Source organism: Cyclobacterium jeungdonense, from assembly GCF_010994275.1.
GTDB lineage: Bacteria > Bacteroidota > Bacteroidia > Cytophagales > Cyclobacteriaceae > Cyclobacterium > Cyclobacterium jeungdonense.
Window position 1 is genome coordinate 95,969 of record NZ_WMCD01000014.1, and the last position, 15,073, is coordinate 111,041.

Genomic DNA, 15,073 nt, shown 5'->3' on the forward strand with positions numbered 1-15,073 from the left:
CCTGTTAAATCCATCGGATGCATCTGGAGAGTCAACTATTGCTCTTTAGCAAAGGTTTGGAAATCAGAAATCATCTTTTTATCGCTGCCAGGACCAACCTTGTGGATCAGGCGCATCAATTGACTGACGTAATAAAAAAATACACCTATGAAATTTATTGTTTCTTCTTCATCCCTTTTGAAGCAACTGTCTTCCATAAACGGGGTGGTAACGACCAACCCGGTGGTACCGATTTTGGAAAACTTTCTTTTTGAAATCAAGGACAGTAAACTGACGGTGACAGCCTCCGATCTGCAAACTTCAATGATGACAGAAATAGATGTAGAGGCTAAGGAAGATGGTAATATTGCAGTTCCTGCTAAAATTCTTATCGAAACCCTAAAAAATCTACCCGAACAGCCGGTTACCTTCAGCATTGATAAGGAGACGTATAGCATAGAAATCAGTTCCGACAACGGCCGGTACAAACTGGCTGGTGAAAATGCCACCGATTTTCCAAGAATACCCGGAGTAACGAACGCTACATCCGTGGAAATGTCAACTGAGGTTTTGAGTAGCGCCATTGCCAATACCATTTTTGCCACCAGCAACGATGAACTTAGGCCTGCCATGACAGGAGTTTATGTCAATCTTAGTGACACCAATACCACCTTCGTGGCCACGGACGGACACCGTCTTATCCGATATCGCAGAGTAGACATTGCTTCACCCGAGGCCGCCAATATAATTGTACCACGAAAAGCTTTGAACCTGTTAAAATCAACCCTTCCTTCGGATAACGTACCCGTGACAGTAGAGTTTAATAACAGTAACGCCTACTTCAAATTCAATAATATTAAAATGATTTGTCGGTTGATTGATGAGCGTTTTCCGGATTACGAAAATGTCATCCCTACCGATAATGAAAATGACATGGTGATCAACCGGCAGGAATTTTTAGGTTCCCTGCGGAGGATTGCCATTTATGCCAATAAAACCACCCATCAGGTACGCCTAAAACTGACAGGAAGCGAACTTCAGATTTCTGCGGAAGATCTGGACTTCTCAAATGAGGCAAACGAGCGCCTATCCTGCGAACACGAAGGCGAGGATATCGAGATAGGATTCAATGCTAAATTTCTCGTGGAAATGTTAAATAACATTACGGCCAAGGAAGTCACCTTAAAATTTAGCGCTCCAAACCGAGCAGGCCTGATTTTGCCTTCCGATATGAGTGAAAATGAGGATATCCTCATGCTGGTAATGCCGGTGATGCTTAGCAATTACGTTTAGAAAAGCGAGGTATTTAAAAAGATGTAAAACCCGGTTATTCCCCGGGTTTTTTTAATTCGCTTAATTTAATATTGAAATCAGAGGTAGAGGAGAATGCTTGTCCTGGCAAAGCCATTTTGTTTGCTTCTCAAGAGTACCGTTCTCGTTCTGATGGATAATTCTTATTCTTTGTTTACTTCTACATTTGTAAACCAAATGATTTTATCCCCGTTTTCCAATCGGTGGTCCAGGGCAATTTTAACCCCGTCGAATTCTTGGACATTCTCCCAGGTAAAGGCCCTTCCTTCCGGACCATCTCCCCTGCGAAAAACCCATTCTTTGATCATATAGTCATCGTCCACGTATAGATCGTAGGCATCTCCCGGGGTGTACCCATCGGTATTGTTGTAACGGATAATGACCTTCGTAGTCGTTTCTCCATGTATGGGAGAGGGTTGATTTTCGATCACCTCCGCCTCGTATCCATCATCCCAGGCCAATTGAAAAGGAAAAAGCAGCCAATATTTATCATTTATGAATTTCTGGTCTACCTCTTCGACCTGAGCTGTCTTGTTTGCAAGACTGTAGCTAGCCGTAGTATCTGGTCCCCGGTATTGAACTTCGCCCTTTTCCATGTTCCAGTTCCAGTCTCTTACCAGTACATTCACACTGTCTCTGCGCACGTTCCAGGTATAGGCGATTGAACTGACCTCATCCAGCTGCTCATAACCATATGCTTTGGCTATTTTCATGGTAATGGAATCGGTATCCTCCGTTTTAGGCGTGCAGGCCAAGGCAATGATAAGGAGGGGAATCAGGAAGTAGTTACTGTTTTTCATGAGTAGGTGGTTTAAATGGTTACTTACTAAGGTAATCATTTTAAGGCATTTACACGAGTGGATTGGAAATTCTTATTTTTTATGGGTCCACTGGTATTTTTTTCCAGGGATAGCCTTTACAAACCCTAGAAATTCCAGGTTTAATAGTTTGATAGCAAGTTCAGCGATTGGAACCCCCGTGTCCCGACTCAGCCAATCAATTCCGGCCTCGTTTTTTTCAAATAGCCGCTCCAGGACCCTGACCTCAATGGAATCCAGGTTGGATGTATCTGGCAAAGTCGATGCGGGGTCCTTTTCTCCCGATTCCTTGTCCCAGGAAAGTGACTCCTCGATTTCTTTTGCCCCCATGTAAATCCCAGCTTTCATGTTACGAATGAGGTTATTGCATCCTTCGCTGTATTTCGCCTGCAAATTACCCGGTACGGCAAAAACCTCTCTATTATAGCTATAGGCAATTTCTGCCGTTATGAGGGCACCCCCTTTTTTTGCTGCTTCCACTACGATGAGCGCATCGGAAAGCCCGGCTATGATCCGGTTTCGCTGGGGGAAATTCATGGGATTTAGCTTAGTCCCAATTTTAAATTCAGATAGTAACCCACCGTTTTCCATCATCTGTGAAGCAATGACAGTGTGTGTAGCAGGGTAGATGGTGTCCAGGTCAGAGCCCATCACGCCTATGGTGGGTAAATTTAGAGACAGTGCGGCCCGGTGTGCTTCCACATCAATACCGTAAGCCAGTCCGCTAATGATTGAAGGTTGAAAACGGGCAAGGTCTTCAGTAATTTTTTGGGTGATATTTTTGCCATACCTGCTTGCATTCCGGGTTCCCACGATACCGACCGTTCGTTTGGGATTTAGATTCAGGTTGCCTTTAGTGAAGAGAATGGGAGGTGCATCCGGGATGCTTCGCAGCCGGTCCGGAAAGCTGTCATCTGGGTAACAATGTACCTGTATATTTTTCTTAATAGCGATTTCTAGTATGGACGCTGCTTCTCTTAGATAAGAATCTTTGGATTTTCGCTGTGCCAGCAACTTCGGTCCGATGCCGGGAATTTTGGCCACCTTCCCCTGTGGAAGGGTAAAAAAGCCTTCAGCTGATCCGCAATAGCTGACGATTGTCTTGAAAATACTCGGCCCCAATTTGGGTATCAAACTCAGAGCCACGGTATGCAAAACCTTACTGTTCTGTCCGTTGCTCATCCAGATTTTCCCTGATTTCGATCAAAAAACTTCTGATTTCATGCAGCTTGTGGATCATCGTAGCGGTGTCCTGAATTTTGTGCAGGTCTTTTTTGATGATTTCCTGAGCACCGGTGAGCGTATATCCCTTTTCCTTTACCAGGTGATAGATGAGCTGAATTTTTTCGATGTCATCTTTGGTAAACCGCCGGTTACCTTTTTTATCTTTCTTGGGTTTGATGATATCAAATTCCCCTTCCCAATAGCGGATTAGGGAAGTAGCCACTTTAAACTTCTCGGCTACTTCTCCTATAGAATAGTATTTTTTCTCTATTTCTTTTTCTCTGTAAGGCAATTTCCAGGTATTTTTTCACCAAAAATATACAATTTTATCGGCAAACAACATAGGTTTACTCGTAACTATTTTCCATGGTAGTCGGATGATAAAAATGAAAAACCAGAAACCTGTCCGGTAATTACGGAAACGTTTCTGGTCATTAGAAGAATCTTGGTTTTTAGGACAAGGACTGGTTTTCTCTGGAAGCTAACTCAAGAATTTTATCAAATTCAGAGGGTTCCAGATCTTTAAAGAAGTAATTTACCGGATTCACGTATTTATCATCTTTGATTACTTCATAGTGAACATGGGGGGCGGTAGAAGAGCCGGTATTGCCTACCGAACCAATTTTATCGCCTCTTTTAATCTTGTCACCTACTTTGACATCAAAATCGTTCATATGTGCATAGCGGGTTTTAAAACCGAAACCATGATCAATGATAATGGATTTGCCATAACCTCCAAATTCCGTACGAATTCGTTCTACCACACCATCACCCGTGGAGTAAATAGGTGTACCTTTGGGTGCGGAGAAATCCACACCGGTGTGCATTTTCCTAACCTTTAAGATCGGGTGCAACCGAACACCATATCCCGAGGCCAGACGATTTAACTCTTCGTTATGAATTGGCTGAATGGCGGGAATGGAAGCCCAATACTCTTCTTTGTTCATGGCCGTTTCAGATAATTCGTCATAGGATTCCCACTGTATGAAAAGCTGCCTTTTAAGCGTTTCTACTTTATTGGAAACGGAAACGATCATTTTTTCTTGATTCAACCCTTTCTCTTTGATTTCCCGAAATCGGTCCGAGCCCCCAAACCCTGCTTTTCTTACGGAAGTGGGTATTGGTTCGGATTCGAAAATAACCCGGTAGAGGTTGTCGTCACGTTCCTGAAGGTCAGCCATCATGGTGTTTAATTGCCCAACTTCCTGTTCAAGGAGTTCGTAATAAAGCTTCAGCTCCCGATTTTCTTTTTTCAGCATTAGTTCTTTAGGGCTGTCAAAATAGTAATGGAATACCAAAAGAATACCTACCGCCAGCATGGAAGATAAGGACAAAAAACCCAATAAGTTTAGGGTTACATCCCACTTACTCCTGACATATCGTTCGTATTTACAGGTTTTGGGATCGTAATAATATTTTATTCTACTCATTTAACAAATAGTACGTTAAAACTGCTAATTTTGTAATCCGAAAAAAAAATCGGTTAATTTCATTACTACTAGAAAATCACTTATTTGGGTGTTTGGGTACAAAGATAATCCAAAAACTTTACAATTTCCAAGTAATTCATTCTAAGCTAACTAAATATGAATTCAAAACAAATAAGAAGCCAATTCATTGAATTTTTTCAATCAAAAAAGCATCAATTTGTTTCTTCTGCCCCAATTGTTGTTAAGAATGATCCTTCGTTGATGTTTACTAACGCAGGAATGAATCAATTTAAGGATTTTTTTCTAGGAAATGAAATCCCAACCAGCTTACGGGTTACTAACAGTCAAAAGTGCCTTAGGGTTTCGGGAAAACACAATGATTTGGAGGAGGTAGGCGTGGATACCTACCATCATACCATGTTTGAGATGATGGGTAACTGGTCTTTTGGAGATTATTTCAAGAAAGAAGCCATCGCCTGGGCCTGGGAATTGCTGACCGATGTGTACAAGCTGCCAGTAGACCGCATGTATGTGACTGTATTTGGAGGCGACCGGGAAGATGGGTTGGAACAAGATATGGAAGCCTTTTCCTATTGGGAGGAATGGATCGACCGGGAGAAGATCCTATTTGGTTCTAAAAAGGATAATTTTTGGGAAATGGGAGAGACGGGGCCTTGTGGTCCCTGCTCGGAGATCCACATTGACATGCGTCCTCAGGAGGAGATAGACCAGATTCCGGGAAAAGAGCTGGTCAATGCAGATCATCCCCAGGTGATCGAAATCTGGAACCTGGTTTTCATTCAGTATAACCGGTTTTCAGACGGAAGCCTGAAGGAGCTACCTTCCCGCCACGTGGATACCGGAATGGGGCTGGAACGCCTGGTACGGGTTATCCAGGGAAAAGCATCCAATTACGATACGGATTTATTTGTACCATTTTTAGATAAGATCGCAGCCATTTCCGGGTACCAATACGGGCAGTCTGAAAAAACAGATATTGCTTTCCGGGTGATTGTGGATCACATCCGGGCGATATCCTTTACCATAGCAGATGGGCAGCTACCCTCCAACAACAAAGCAGGGTACGTTATCCGGAGAATACTTCGGAGAGCAGTCCGGTACGGGTACACGTTCCTGGATCTGAAAGCTCCTTTTCTATACCAGCTGGTTTCTGTTTTGGCAGAAAAGTTCGGTGAGTTTTATCCCGAAATACAGGAACAGCGAGCATTTATTGCTAAGGTAATACAGGAAGAAGAGTTGGCATTTCTCCGAACCCTTGATAAAGGACTAAAAAATCTGGAGAACATTCAGCAATCCCTGGAATCAAAAAATGAGCAGGTGATACCTGGAGAAGTTGCCTTCGAATTGTACGATACGTATGGATTCCCATTAGATCTGACTTCGTTGATCGCAAGGGAAAATGGCCTAAGTGTGGACGAAAAGGGTTTTAAACAAGCCATGGTCCTCCAAAAGGAGCGGTCAAGATCCGCCGCTCAATTGGAAACTGGCGACTGGAATACCGTAAATAACGAAGAGAGTGAAGGGTTTGTAGGGTATGACTCCCTGCAGACACAAGCCAGAATTATAAAATTCCGGAAAATAAAAGATAAAAAATCCGATCGGTTTCAGTTGGTTTTAAGCAGGACACCTTTTTATGCCGAGAGTGGTGGGCAAGTTGGCGATACCGGCACGATCAGCAATGGAAACGAGGTGATTCAGGTCCTGGATACTAAAAAAGAAAACGACCTGATCGTTCATTGGGTGGATAAATTGCCTGATAGTATTGAAAACGAGTTTTATTGCCAAGTCAATGAAGATAAACGTGCTAAAATCAAAAACAACCATACAGCCACTCATTTGCTCCAATCGGCTTTGAAACAAGTGTTGGGAATCCACGTCCAACAAAAAGGTTCTTTGGTAAACGAGCAGGTATTGCGCTTTGACTTTTCTCATTTCGCAAAAATGACGCCCGATGAATTAGAGCGGACAGAGGCCATGGTAAATGCTAAAATCCGGGAAAACATTTCGCTGAATGAGCAGCGAAATATACCCATAGAGGAAGCGATGGCCATGGGAGCCACAGCACTCTTTGGCGAAAAATACGGAGAACATGTTCGGGTAATTACTTTTGATCCGGAGTTTTCTGTCGAATTGTGTGGGGGGACGCATGTACGGGCAACGGGAGAAATCGGGTTTTTTAAGTTAATTTCAGAGAGTTCTATTTCTGCTGGCGTTCGACGAGTGGAAGCTGTTACTGGCAGTCAGGCCGAGGCCTTTGTTAATAAGCGGTTCCAGGTCATGCATGAAGTACAGGAGTTATTAAAAAACCCTAAAGACCTGGTAGGAGCTGTAGCGGCATTAATAGAAGAGCGGTCGCTTCTTCGAAAAGAGATCGAAGTTTTGCATTTGAAAGCCACTGAAGAAATAAAAGAAAGTCTGAAAAATCAGGCAAAATCCTTGAACGGTTACCAATTGGTATCAGCTTTGATTAAATTGCCTAACGGAGAAGCCTTAAAAAAGCTTTCCTTTGAGTTGAAAAATGAAATGGAAGACCTGATAGCCATCCTGGCGGCTGATATTGGAGGCAAGCCCCAAATAGCGGTTGTCATTAGTGACAGGCTTGTAAAAGAAAAAGGGCTTCATGCCGGGGAATTGGTAAGAGAGCTTGCGAAGGAAATCAATGGGGGTGGTGGAGGACAGCCCTTTTATGCCACAGCTGGGGGCAAAGATTCCTCAGGTTTGCCTCGTGTGCTATCCAAGGCGGAAGCGATCCTCCAGCATTCCCTGAAATAATTTTGCCGATTCCAGATTTGGTTTTGGGAGAATTCTCTGCCATTTTTGGAATAATAAATGTAATAAATAAACGATGATTGACGAAAAATCCATTTCCTCAGCTGGTGCCATTCGGGAAAAATACGAGTTGGTGATAGGGTTGGAGGTTCATGCCCAACTACTCACCAACAGTAAGATGTATACCTCGGATGCAACTACTTTTGGCAACATGCCCAATACAAATGTGTCCGTCATTACACTTGGGCACCCGGGTACCTTGCCAAAAGTCAATAAGCGGGCAGTGGAATACGCGATAAAGATGGGGCTGGCATGCCATTGTTCCATCACCAGAAAAAACGTCTTTGCGAGGAAGAATTATTTTTACCCGGATTTGCCTAAAGGCTATCAGCTTACTCAGGATAAAAACCCGATCTGTGTAGGCGGCCATGTACCCATCGTATTGTCGAGCGGAGAAAAAAAGGACATCGCACTTACCCGCATCCACCTGGAAGAGGATGCAGGAAAGTCCATTCACCTGGCAGGAGAAGTTGACACCTTGGTAGATTTTAATCGGGCCGGTGTACCGCTGATAGAAATCGTAACAGAACCTGACATGCGCTCTTCCGAAGAGGCATACAATTTGCTAATTGAAATCAAAAAGCTGGTAAAATACCTGGAGATTTGTGACGGAAATATGGAAGAAGGGTCCCTTCGTTGCGATGCCAATGTATCGGTCAGACGTTGGGGGGACAAGGTTTTGGGAAAAAAAGTGGAAGTGAAAAATATGAACTCTTTCCGAAACGTGGCCAGAGCCATCGAGCACGAATTCGAACGGCAAACTCAGCTTCTGGAAGAAGGAAAGGAGATTGTCTCTGAAACCAGAACTTTCGATGCAACTTCCGGCCTAACGGGAAGCATGCGAACCAAGGAGGACCTTAACGATTACCGGTATTTTCCTGAACCGGATTTGAGTCCAGTGGTTATTTCCGAGGAGTGGCTTCAGTCGGTAAAAGCTGAAATGCCCGTCTTGCCGGGAGTGCTTTTCGCCAAATTTGTAGACACTTATGGTTTACCCGAGTACGATGCGGGGGTACTTACCGACCAAAAGGAGATCGCGCTATGGTTTGAAACCTTTTGCAGCCACACAAAAAATTATAAAAGTGCGTCTAACTGGCTAATGGGGCCTGTAAAATCGTATTTGAACGAATTGACACTTGGAATTGCTGATTTCCCTATCGGACCTGAAAAATTGGCTGCATTGATCAGTCTGATCGATGAAGGTAAGGTCAGCTACACAGCAGCTTCCCAAAAAATTTATCCCGAATTATTACAACATCCGCAGCGGTCTCCACTGGAAATCGCGCAGGAGCTTAACCTGATTCAGGAGAGTGATGAAGGCACGATCAAACCCGTAATTGAAGCCGTTCTTGCTGAAAATGAGGCCAAGGTTTTGGAATATCGATCCGGGAAAAAAGGACTGATGGGCATGTTTATGGGACAGGTAATGAAAAAATCCAAAGGAAAGGCAGATCCAAAAATTGCCAATAAAATTTTAACTGAATTATTGGAACAGTGATTATGAAAAAATGGATTTATACAGTCCTTCCCATAGGAGTAGCGATTGGCCTCCTTTTCTCTTGTGGGGAAGGAGAGAAACAAGTGTTTGATGGTCAAGTCACCATTTCTGGCCAAATCCAAAATCACCCGGATGGTGAACTGGTATTGTCTCAATACGATAACGACCGGATAAACGTGGTGGATACCCTTACGGTAGAAGAGAATGGAGAATTTTCCTACGAATTGGAACTGGAATCCCCCAACTTTTACGAACTGGATCTTTTTGGTATGAAAACGGTACGCCTGGCACTTTATGAGGAAGATGTGCAGGTCAATTACGACTTTGAAACAGACGAACTCCAACTTTCGGGGTCCTCGGATAGCCAATTGGTGGTAGCTATTGATTCTCTCACGTCCGTTTATCAGGAGGCTGGAAATGAACTTAACTCCACCTTCTATGAGGCCATGGCAGATAAAGATCAGGAAAAAATCAAACAAATCCAGGAGCAGGCCATGGATCTGGAATTGAACCATGCGGAGAACATCAAAGCGGTTATCTCCGATAGTGACGGCAGTTTCGCTGCCTTGGCAGGAATGGGCATGCTGAATCCCCGAACAGATTTTAATTACCTGGATAGTCTGATAACGGACTTGGGGGAGCGATATCCTGATATGAAGCTTATCACTTCCTGGAAGCAGGAGTTGGATGAATTAAGAGCTTTGTCCATAGGGCAGCCTGCGCCTGAAATATCCCTCCCAAACCCAGAGGGAGAGATAGTGAATTTGTCGGACTTGCAGGGTAAATACGTTTTGGTAGACTTTTGGGCAGGCTGGTGCAAGCCCTGCAGAGATGAGAACCCAAATGTGGTTAGACTTTATAACAAGTATAAAGAAGATGGTTTTGAGGTTTTTGGGGTATCCCTGGACCGGACCCGGGAAATGTGGCTGAGAGCAATTGAGGAAGATGGGTTGGAGTGGACCCAGGTTTCGGATTTGAAGTATTTTAATTCGGAAGCAGCAGCTACCTATCAAATCAATGCCATACCGGCTACTTACATGATTGACCCCGAAGGAAATATCCTGGCAAAAGACCTGCGGGGAAGATCCCTGGAGAGAAAACTGGAGGAATTATTCAATTAAATGAGGATTTGACCGTTAAAATAATCTTTTCCAGCAATCAGGAGATAGTAATATATTAGCAATTCGGATAATTAAAAATGATCTCATCATTCCATGTGTAATTGAGGAAATAATTCCCTATTATTGGATATGTTTTATTATAATTATTTTGTTCATCAAAAGTAAGTACTGAAGTATTTATACGGATTTATTTGTCACCCATAGCCAAATTTGTGTAATTGAAAATAAATAACAGGTAACACATACATAAACAATTTTCACCAATCTCCAATGTAAAACAGATAAGCAGGGTGAGACTATTACCCAAACACTGGATTTGCATTTAACTTAAAAACCATTCAATTCTTATGAAAAAAAGAAACCTAAAATTTCCCTTGACACGGTCACTGGCTGTGATGCTATTCGTTTTGTTAGCCATGGGAGCATGTAAGAGTAAGAAAAAGGTAGTTGAGGCAGAGCCTGAGCCAGTGCCTGTAGAAGAACCAGCCCCAGAACCAGCTCCCGAGCCGGAACAACCCTCTGCGGAAGAAGTTGCTGTAGGTAAATTGGAAAGTTACTTCGATGCGGTAGCCAATGCATCCACGCTTCAAAGTGCCAACAATACTATTAGGGAAGCGATGGGTATGTTTTCTAACCAAAATACTCCTGTGTTGATTGTCATTCATGAGGAAAGTGGGGTGAAAGATTACGACGAACCTACTACCATTGAGAGGTATCTTAATTATTTGAAAGACACCAAAAAGAATCTGAATTTTATCAGTGACATCAGAATGGATGGATCCGGAAAGGTCACAGAACTAGAACTTAGAAGAAGATAATTTTAAAAATATAAAAGAAAGTAAGTGATTATGAAAAAATATATCCCATCCCTTTTGATCTTTTTCCTGGCGACCTCTATTTCGGTTTTTGCGCAGGATGACAGCATAAGTCCTCAAAGAAAGCAAGCCATTGATTCCCTGGCTTTGGAAAAAGTAAAGGACCTTAGTAAATACATTAGTATTATCGGAAGTAAAGAAACGCAATTTTCCGAGGCTACCCGCGTTATGGATCGAGCCGAAGAGTTGTTTGCTCCGGATGCCGAAATGGGCGTGTCTTCCATCAACACAAATGAGATTGCCTACTATAAAATTAGAAGGTATTTTGAGCGATTGATGGCGCTGAATTACGATCGGGTGAATATCAGTTGGTACGATATCCACTACATCAGTGATTTGGAAAGACAGCCCGATGGCAGGTATGTAGGGGTCATTACCATCTACCAAAGATTCGAAGGGACTTCACAGGAAGCCGGACTTAATTATAGAGATACAACCAAAAAAGACATTACGATCTACGTAGAGAAGAAGCAAACCCAGATTTCCGGAAGAACCATTGAGTTTTGGGATGTGTTACTGGGAGACGTGAGAGTGACGGAAACATCAGCATGAGAATAGTACCCCTAATTACCCTAATTACCATAATCTTATCTATACATTCCGCTCCGGGGCAGACTTTAAATAGCTCCGGGCGGATTATAGATGATGGCAGGTTCGCTGCCGCAACCAAACAAGTCAATCAATTTTTTAGAAGGTTTAATGCCGAAGAAAGTAAAGATGGAACGATCCGGTATCTTCCCGGTGATGAAAATTACCACAATGAAGAGCTGAGAAAATCTTTTATCAATATCCTTTTTGACAACGAAACATCCGATGTCAGTAATGAACTGAAAAGGGAATTCATAAATCATGTGGTTTCCGACACGTATCCGCAGTTTCTTAATTTTCATGGCGGAGAATGGTTTTCCGAAGTCAATACAGTTTTCAATTATAATGGAAAACGGCAAGATGTGGTATTGTTTTTGAAGTTACAGCCACAGGGACTTGGATATGAATGGGTAATTGAGAATGTTTCGTTTGAACCATTCACCGCTGCCTTCGACAAGCCAACAGGAGATGATAAAAAGTTTCTCCATCCTCTCAGTCACGAATTGGGGTTTATGAACTTAAGGAAGGCAATCGTGGAAAATCCCAAGCCGGAATCGTATACTCCAGATGGTTATGAACCGGATTACCTTACTCTTTTTCTTTATGAAATAAAGAATGAGAGATTGAAATTCGTGACCGTGAAGGATACCAAGTTTCATTTTTTTCAAATTGATAATTGGTACTTCGAGCTTTCACAGTTCAATCGTCCGGGATTTAATACAGGTTGGCTTATTGCTAATCTTATGAAATTGGATGATGGAGATAAGCAAATTATATTGAATTACATCTATGACAGGAATTAGATCAATTGTTTCAATCCTGCTTTTTTTTTGTACCCAAATAGCCTTTGCTCAGGATTTAGGAGGATACAGTAAACAGGAAATTAAGGATTTTAGCCAGCAGGCGGAAGATCAAGTTCGCTTTTTGCAATATTTTCTCAATACCGTCGGAAGTAGTGAAACTTCTGCCCGGGATAAGGATGTAATCATCCGGGAAAGCTATAAAAAGATTTTTAGAGACGAGCAGGTACAGGTAGAGGACGATTTGCTTACAGATAGACAAGTAATCACCAATAAAAGCATCGTTTCTTATCTGAAGGACATAGAGTTCTTTTTTAAGGACGTGGAGTTCGAATTTAAAATCAAAGAAATAAAACCAAAATTAAACGACCAAGATGAGTTGTTTTTTGAAATTTCCCTCGATCGGACCCTTACCGGGCTGGGGTTGAATAACGAACCGGTTGAGAATACCAAAGCGAGATACATAGAAATTAATCTTGATAGGGACTCGAATGAACTAAAAATTGCCAGTATGTACACTACCAAGCTGAGCAGGGATGAAGAGTTGGTAGACTGGTGGAATTCCCTGTCTCTGGAGTGGGAGACCGTAATCAGGGAGAAGTTTGACCTTCAGGAGGATTCCGTGTCCCTGGACATGCTTTATAAAGTTTCCAGTCTGGATTCGCTCAATCTGTCCGGAAACCGCTTACTCGTGGATCTCTCACCAATTCAAGTATTTCAGGACCTGAAATACGTAGATATCAGCCACACAAGAATCGAAGAACTGGCTCCTATCAGCAACGTTACATTTCTATCGTATCTGAATATTGCACATACACCCACTTCCGATATTCAATTTATCAAATATTCGGATAAGCTGACCTATCTGGACATATCGGGAACCCAGGTTACAAATATTGAAGAACTAGGCAGCCTGAAAAATTTGGAAGTACTCAATGCCGTTCAAACGCCACTTATGGGTTTCGGAGTCTTAGAGAATTTCACAGAACTGGTACATCTTAACCTGGAAGAAAGTGGGTTTAATAATATCGAGAATATCCAGCATTTGACTAAGTTGAAGAAGCTTAATCTGAAAGGAAATTACCTGATTAATTTTGGGTTCTTATCTGAACTAAAAAATCTGGAAGAGATAAACCTGGAAGCTACCAATATCCTCGATTTGTCGCCACTTGCCGAACTTCCCGCCCTTTGGCGTGTTAATATTAACGGTACGGAAGTAAGCAGGTTGGATCCATTAAGCGGGTCAAATTCCATCCGGAGAATTTATGCCGACCGCACCAGCATTTCGGAAAATGCGGCTGAAACTTTCGCCAGAAATAACCGGGGCATTTTGCTCATCCACAATGTGGAAAACCTGCAAACATGGTGGGAGACCCTTCCTGAAGGTTGGAATCAGGTATTTATCCAAAAATTCCCAAATTTGGGAAGAGGAAAACCAAGTATTGAAGCATTGTCCGAGCTCGTGAACATCGACTCACTAATGCTCAATGACAGCCGGGTCGTCAACCTTCGTCCGGCTTTGAAATTTAAAAATGCGGTTTATATTTCCTTCGAAAACACCCAGATAGAAGACCTTTCGCCATTGGCCGAAATGAAAAGCCTGGAACACATACAGGGAAATCAAACAGGGGTAATAAACTTGGGAGCTTTGCAGGAATTGACTAACCTGAAAAAGATATCTTTTGCTTCTACCAAGGTTAAGACTGTTTCCCCATTAAAGGGACTCGAAACGCTTGAATATGTCAATCTGGACCTTACAGAAGTGCCCGATTGGGAAATCCAGGAACTTTCCAGCTTCCTTCCAGAGGCTACCATTGTTTTTCGATCAGACGAATTATTTCAATGGTGGGATAGTCTTGATTCCACATGGAAGAATTTATTTAGCACTCAATTTGATCTTACTACCGATCCGGAAACGAGGGAATTGCACCGCATGACTGCCAGTCCTGCTGTTTCGATTGAAAATGCGGATATTTCCAACCTGGAGCCATTATTGGTGTTTTTTAACCTTAAAAAATTACGGATAAGAAGCGTCCCATTAAAAGACCCTTCTGCCATTTCCAGATTAGAAGGGCTGGAATTGCTTCAATTGGTAGAGACTCCTTTCCGTGATGCGTCATTTCTACAGCCCCTCAGCTTTTTAGAAGAGCTAGACCTATCCAATACGGCCGTAGAAGACCTGCAACCACTCAGCGAGCTAGGGAGACTCAAGCACTTGAACCTTTCGGGTACCAATATCCGAAACCTGAAAGGATTGGAGATGCTTTATGACCTAAGGTATTTAGATATTGCCAGCACGGGTGTAAGAAATTTGAATCCCATCAGCCACATGATAAATTTGGAAAGACTGGTTTGCTATAATACCCGGATTAGCAGTCGAAACATTGAGAAACTCCAAGAAGAACTTCCCAATTGTGAAATCAGGTATTATTAAAAACAGAAGCGAACCAAAAAAGGCTACCAGATTTCCCTGGTAGCCTCCTGACTTCGACACTGGGACACCCAAAATCAAAAACCAAACATTTTGGCCAGGTTTTGCTGACTTTCGTTCAATAAAAGTGTTTTTTTCAGTTTTTTGC

At 42.6% G+C, this 15,073-nt stretch carries 12 protein-coding genes; 8 read left to right on the forward strand and 4 right to left on the reverse strand.

Annotation, left to right across the window (positions count from 1 at the left end; genetic code table 11):
• Nucleotides 1-147 precede the first annotated feature (147 nt).
• Complete coding sequence (dnaN, locus tag GKS34_RS21375) at nt 148-1,272, forward strand: DNA polymerase III subunit beta (RefSeq protein ID WP_163387028.1); 1,125 nt, start codon at nt 148-150, stop codon at nt 1,270-1,272.
• Between the two features lie 161 nt (nt 1,273-1,433).
• Here the strand turns inward: dnaN and GKS34_RS21380 are convergent, their stop codons facing one another.
• The 4 genes from GKS34_RS21380 to GKS34_RS21395 form a co-directional block, all read right to left on the reverse strand.
• Nucleotides 1,434-2,090, reverse strand: a complete 657-nt coding sequence (locus GKS34_RS21380) for a hypothetical protein (RefSeq protein ID WP_163387029.1) — start codon at nt 2,088-2,090, stop codon at nt 1,434-1,436.
• 72 nt (nt 2,091-2,162) lie between these two features.
• Entirely contained in the window at nt 2,163-3,290 is a 1,128-nt protein-coding gene (dprA, locus tag GKS34_RS21385) for a DNA-processing protein DprA (protein WP_163387030.1), read from the reverse strand.
• The gene (locus GKS34_RS21390; RefSeq protein WP_163387031.1) at nt 3,268-3,624 is read right to left on the reverse strand and encodes a MerR family transcriptional regulator; all 357 of its coding nucleotides are present in this window, start codon (nt 3,622-3,624) and stop codon (nt 3,268-3,270) included. The genes dprA and GKS34_RS21390 overlap by 23 nt, the downstream gene beginning before the upstream one ends.
• 160 nt (nt 3,625-3,784) lie before the next feature.
• Entirely contained in the window at nt 3,785-4,762 is a 978-nt protein-coding gene (locus tag GKS34_RS21395; RefSeq protein WP_163387032.1) for a M23 family metallopeptidase, read from the reverse strand.
• A 156-nt stretch (nt 4,763-4,918) separates the two neighbouring features.
• Here GKS34_RS21395 and alaS point away from each other — a divergent pair, with 156 nt between their 5' ends.
• The 7 genes from alaS to GKS34_RS21430 all read left to right on the forward strand — a co-directional run bounded on the left by alaS (nt 4,919) and on the right by GKS34_RS21430 (nt 14,928).
• Nucleotides 4,919-7,555 carry an alanine--tRNA ligase gene (alaS, locus tag GKS34_RS21400; RefSeq protein ID WP_163387033.1) on the forward strand — a complete coding sequence of 879 codons (2,637 nt, stop codon included), beginning with the start codon at nt 4,919-4,921 and terminating at the stop codon, nt 7,553-7,555.
• 73 nt (nt 7,556-7,628) lie between these two features.
• Nucleotides 7,629-9,110, forward strand: coding sequence for an Asp-tRNA(Asn)/Glu-tRNA(Gln) amidotransferase subunit GatB (gatB, locus tag GKS34_RS21405; RefSeq protein ID WP_163387034.1), 1,482 nt, complete (start codon nt 7,629-7,631; stop codon nt 9,108-9,110).
• Nucleotides 9,111-9,112: 2 nt separating this feature from the next.
• A complete protein-coding gene (locus tag GKS34_RS21410; RefSeq protein ID WP_163387035.1) occupies nt 9,113-10,231 on the forward strand; it encodes a TlpA disulfide reductase family protein in 1,119 nt (372 codons plus the stop codon).
• Between the two features lie 347 nt (nt 10,232-10,578).
• Entirely contained in the window at nt 10,579-11,049 is a 471-nt protein-coding gene (locus GKS34_RS21415) for a nucleoid-structuring protein H-NS (RefSeq protein WP_163387036.1), read from the forward strand.
• A gap of 30 nt (nt 11,050-11,079) precedes the next feature.
• Nucleotides 11,080-11,658, forward strand: a complete 579-nt coding sequence (locus tag GKS34_RS21420; RefSeq protein ID WP_163387037.1) for a hypothetical protein — start codon at nt 11,080-11,082, stop codon at nt 11,656-11,658.
• Complete coding sequence (locus GKS34_RS21425; RefSeq protein ID WP_163387038.1) at nt 11,655-12,497, forward strand: hypothetical protein; 843 nt, start codon at nt 11,655-11,657, stop codon at nt 12,495-12,497. The genes GKS34_RS21420 and GKS34_RS21425 overlap by 4 nt, the downstream gene beginning before the upstream one ends.
• A complete protein-coding gene (locus GKS34_RS21430; RefSeq protein ID WP_163387039.1) occupies nt 12,484-14,928 on the forward strand; it encodes a leucine-rich repeat domain-containing protein in 2,445 nt (814 codons plus the stop codon). Before GKS34_RS21425 ends, GKS34_RS21430 begins: the two co-directional genes overlap by 14 nt.
• Nucleotides 14,929-15,073: the final 145 nt, after the last annotated feature.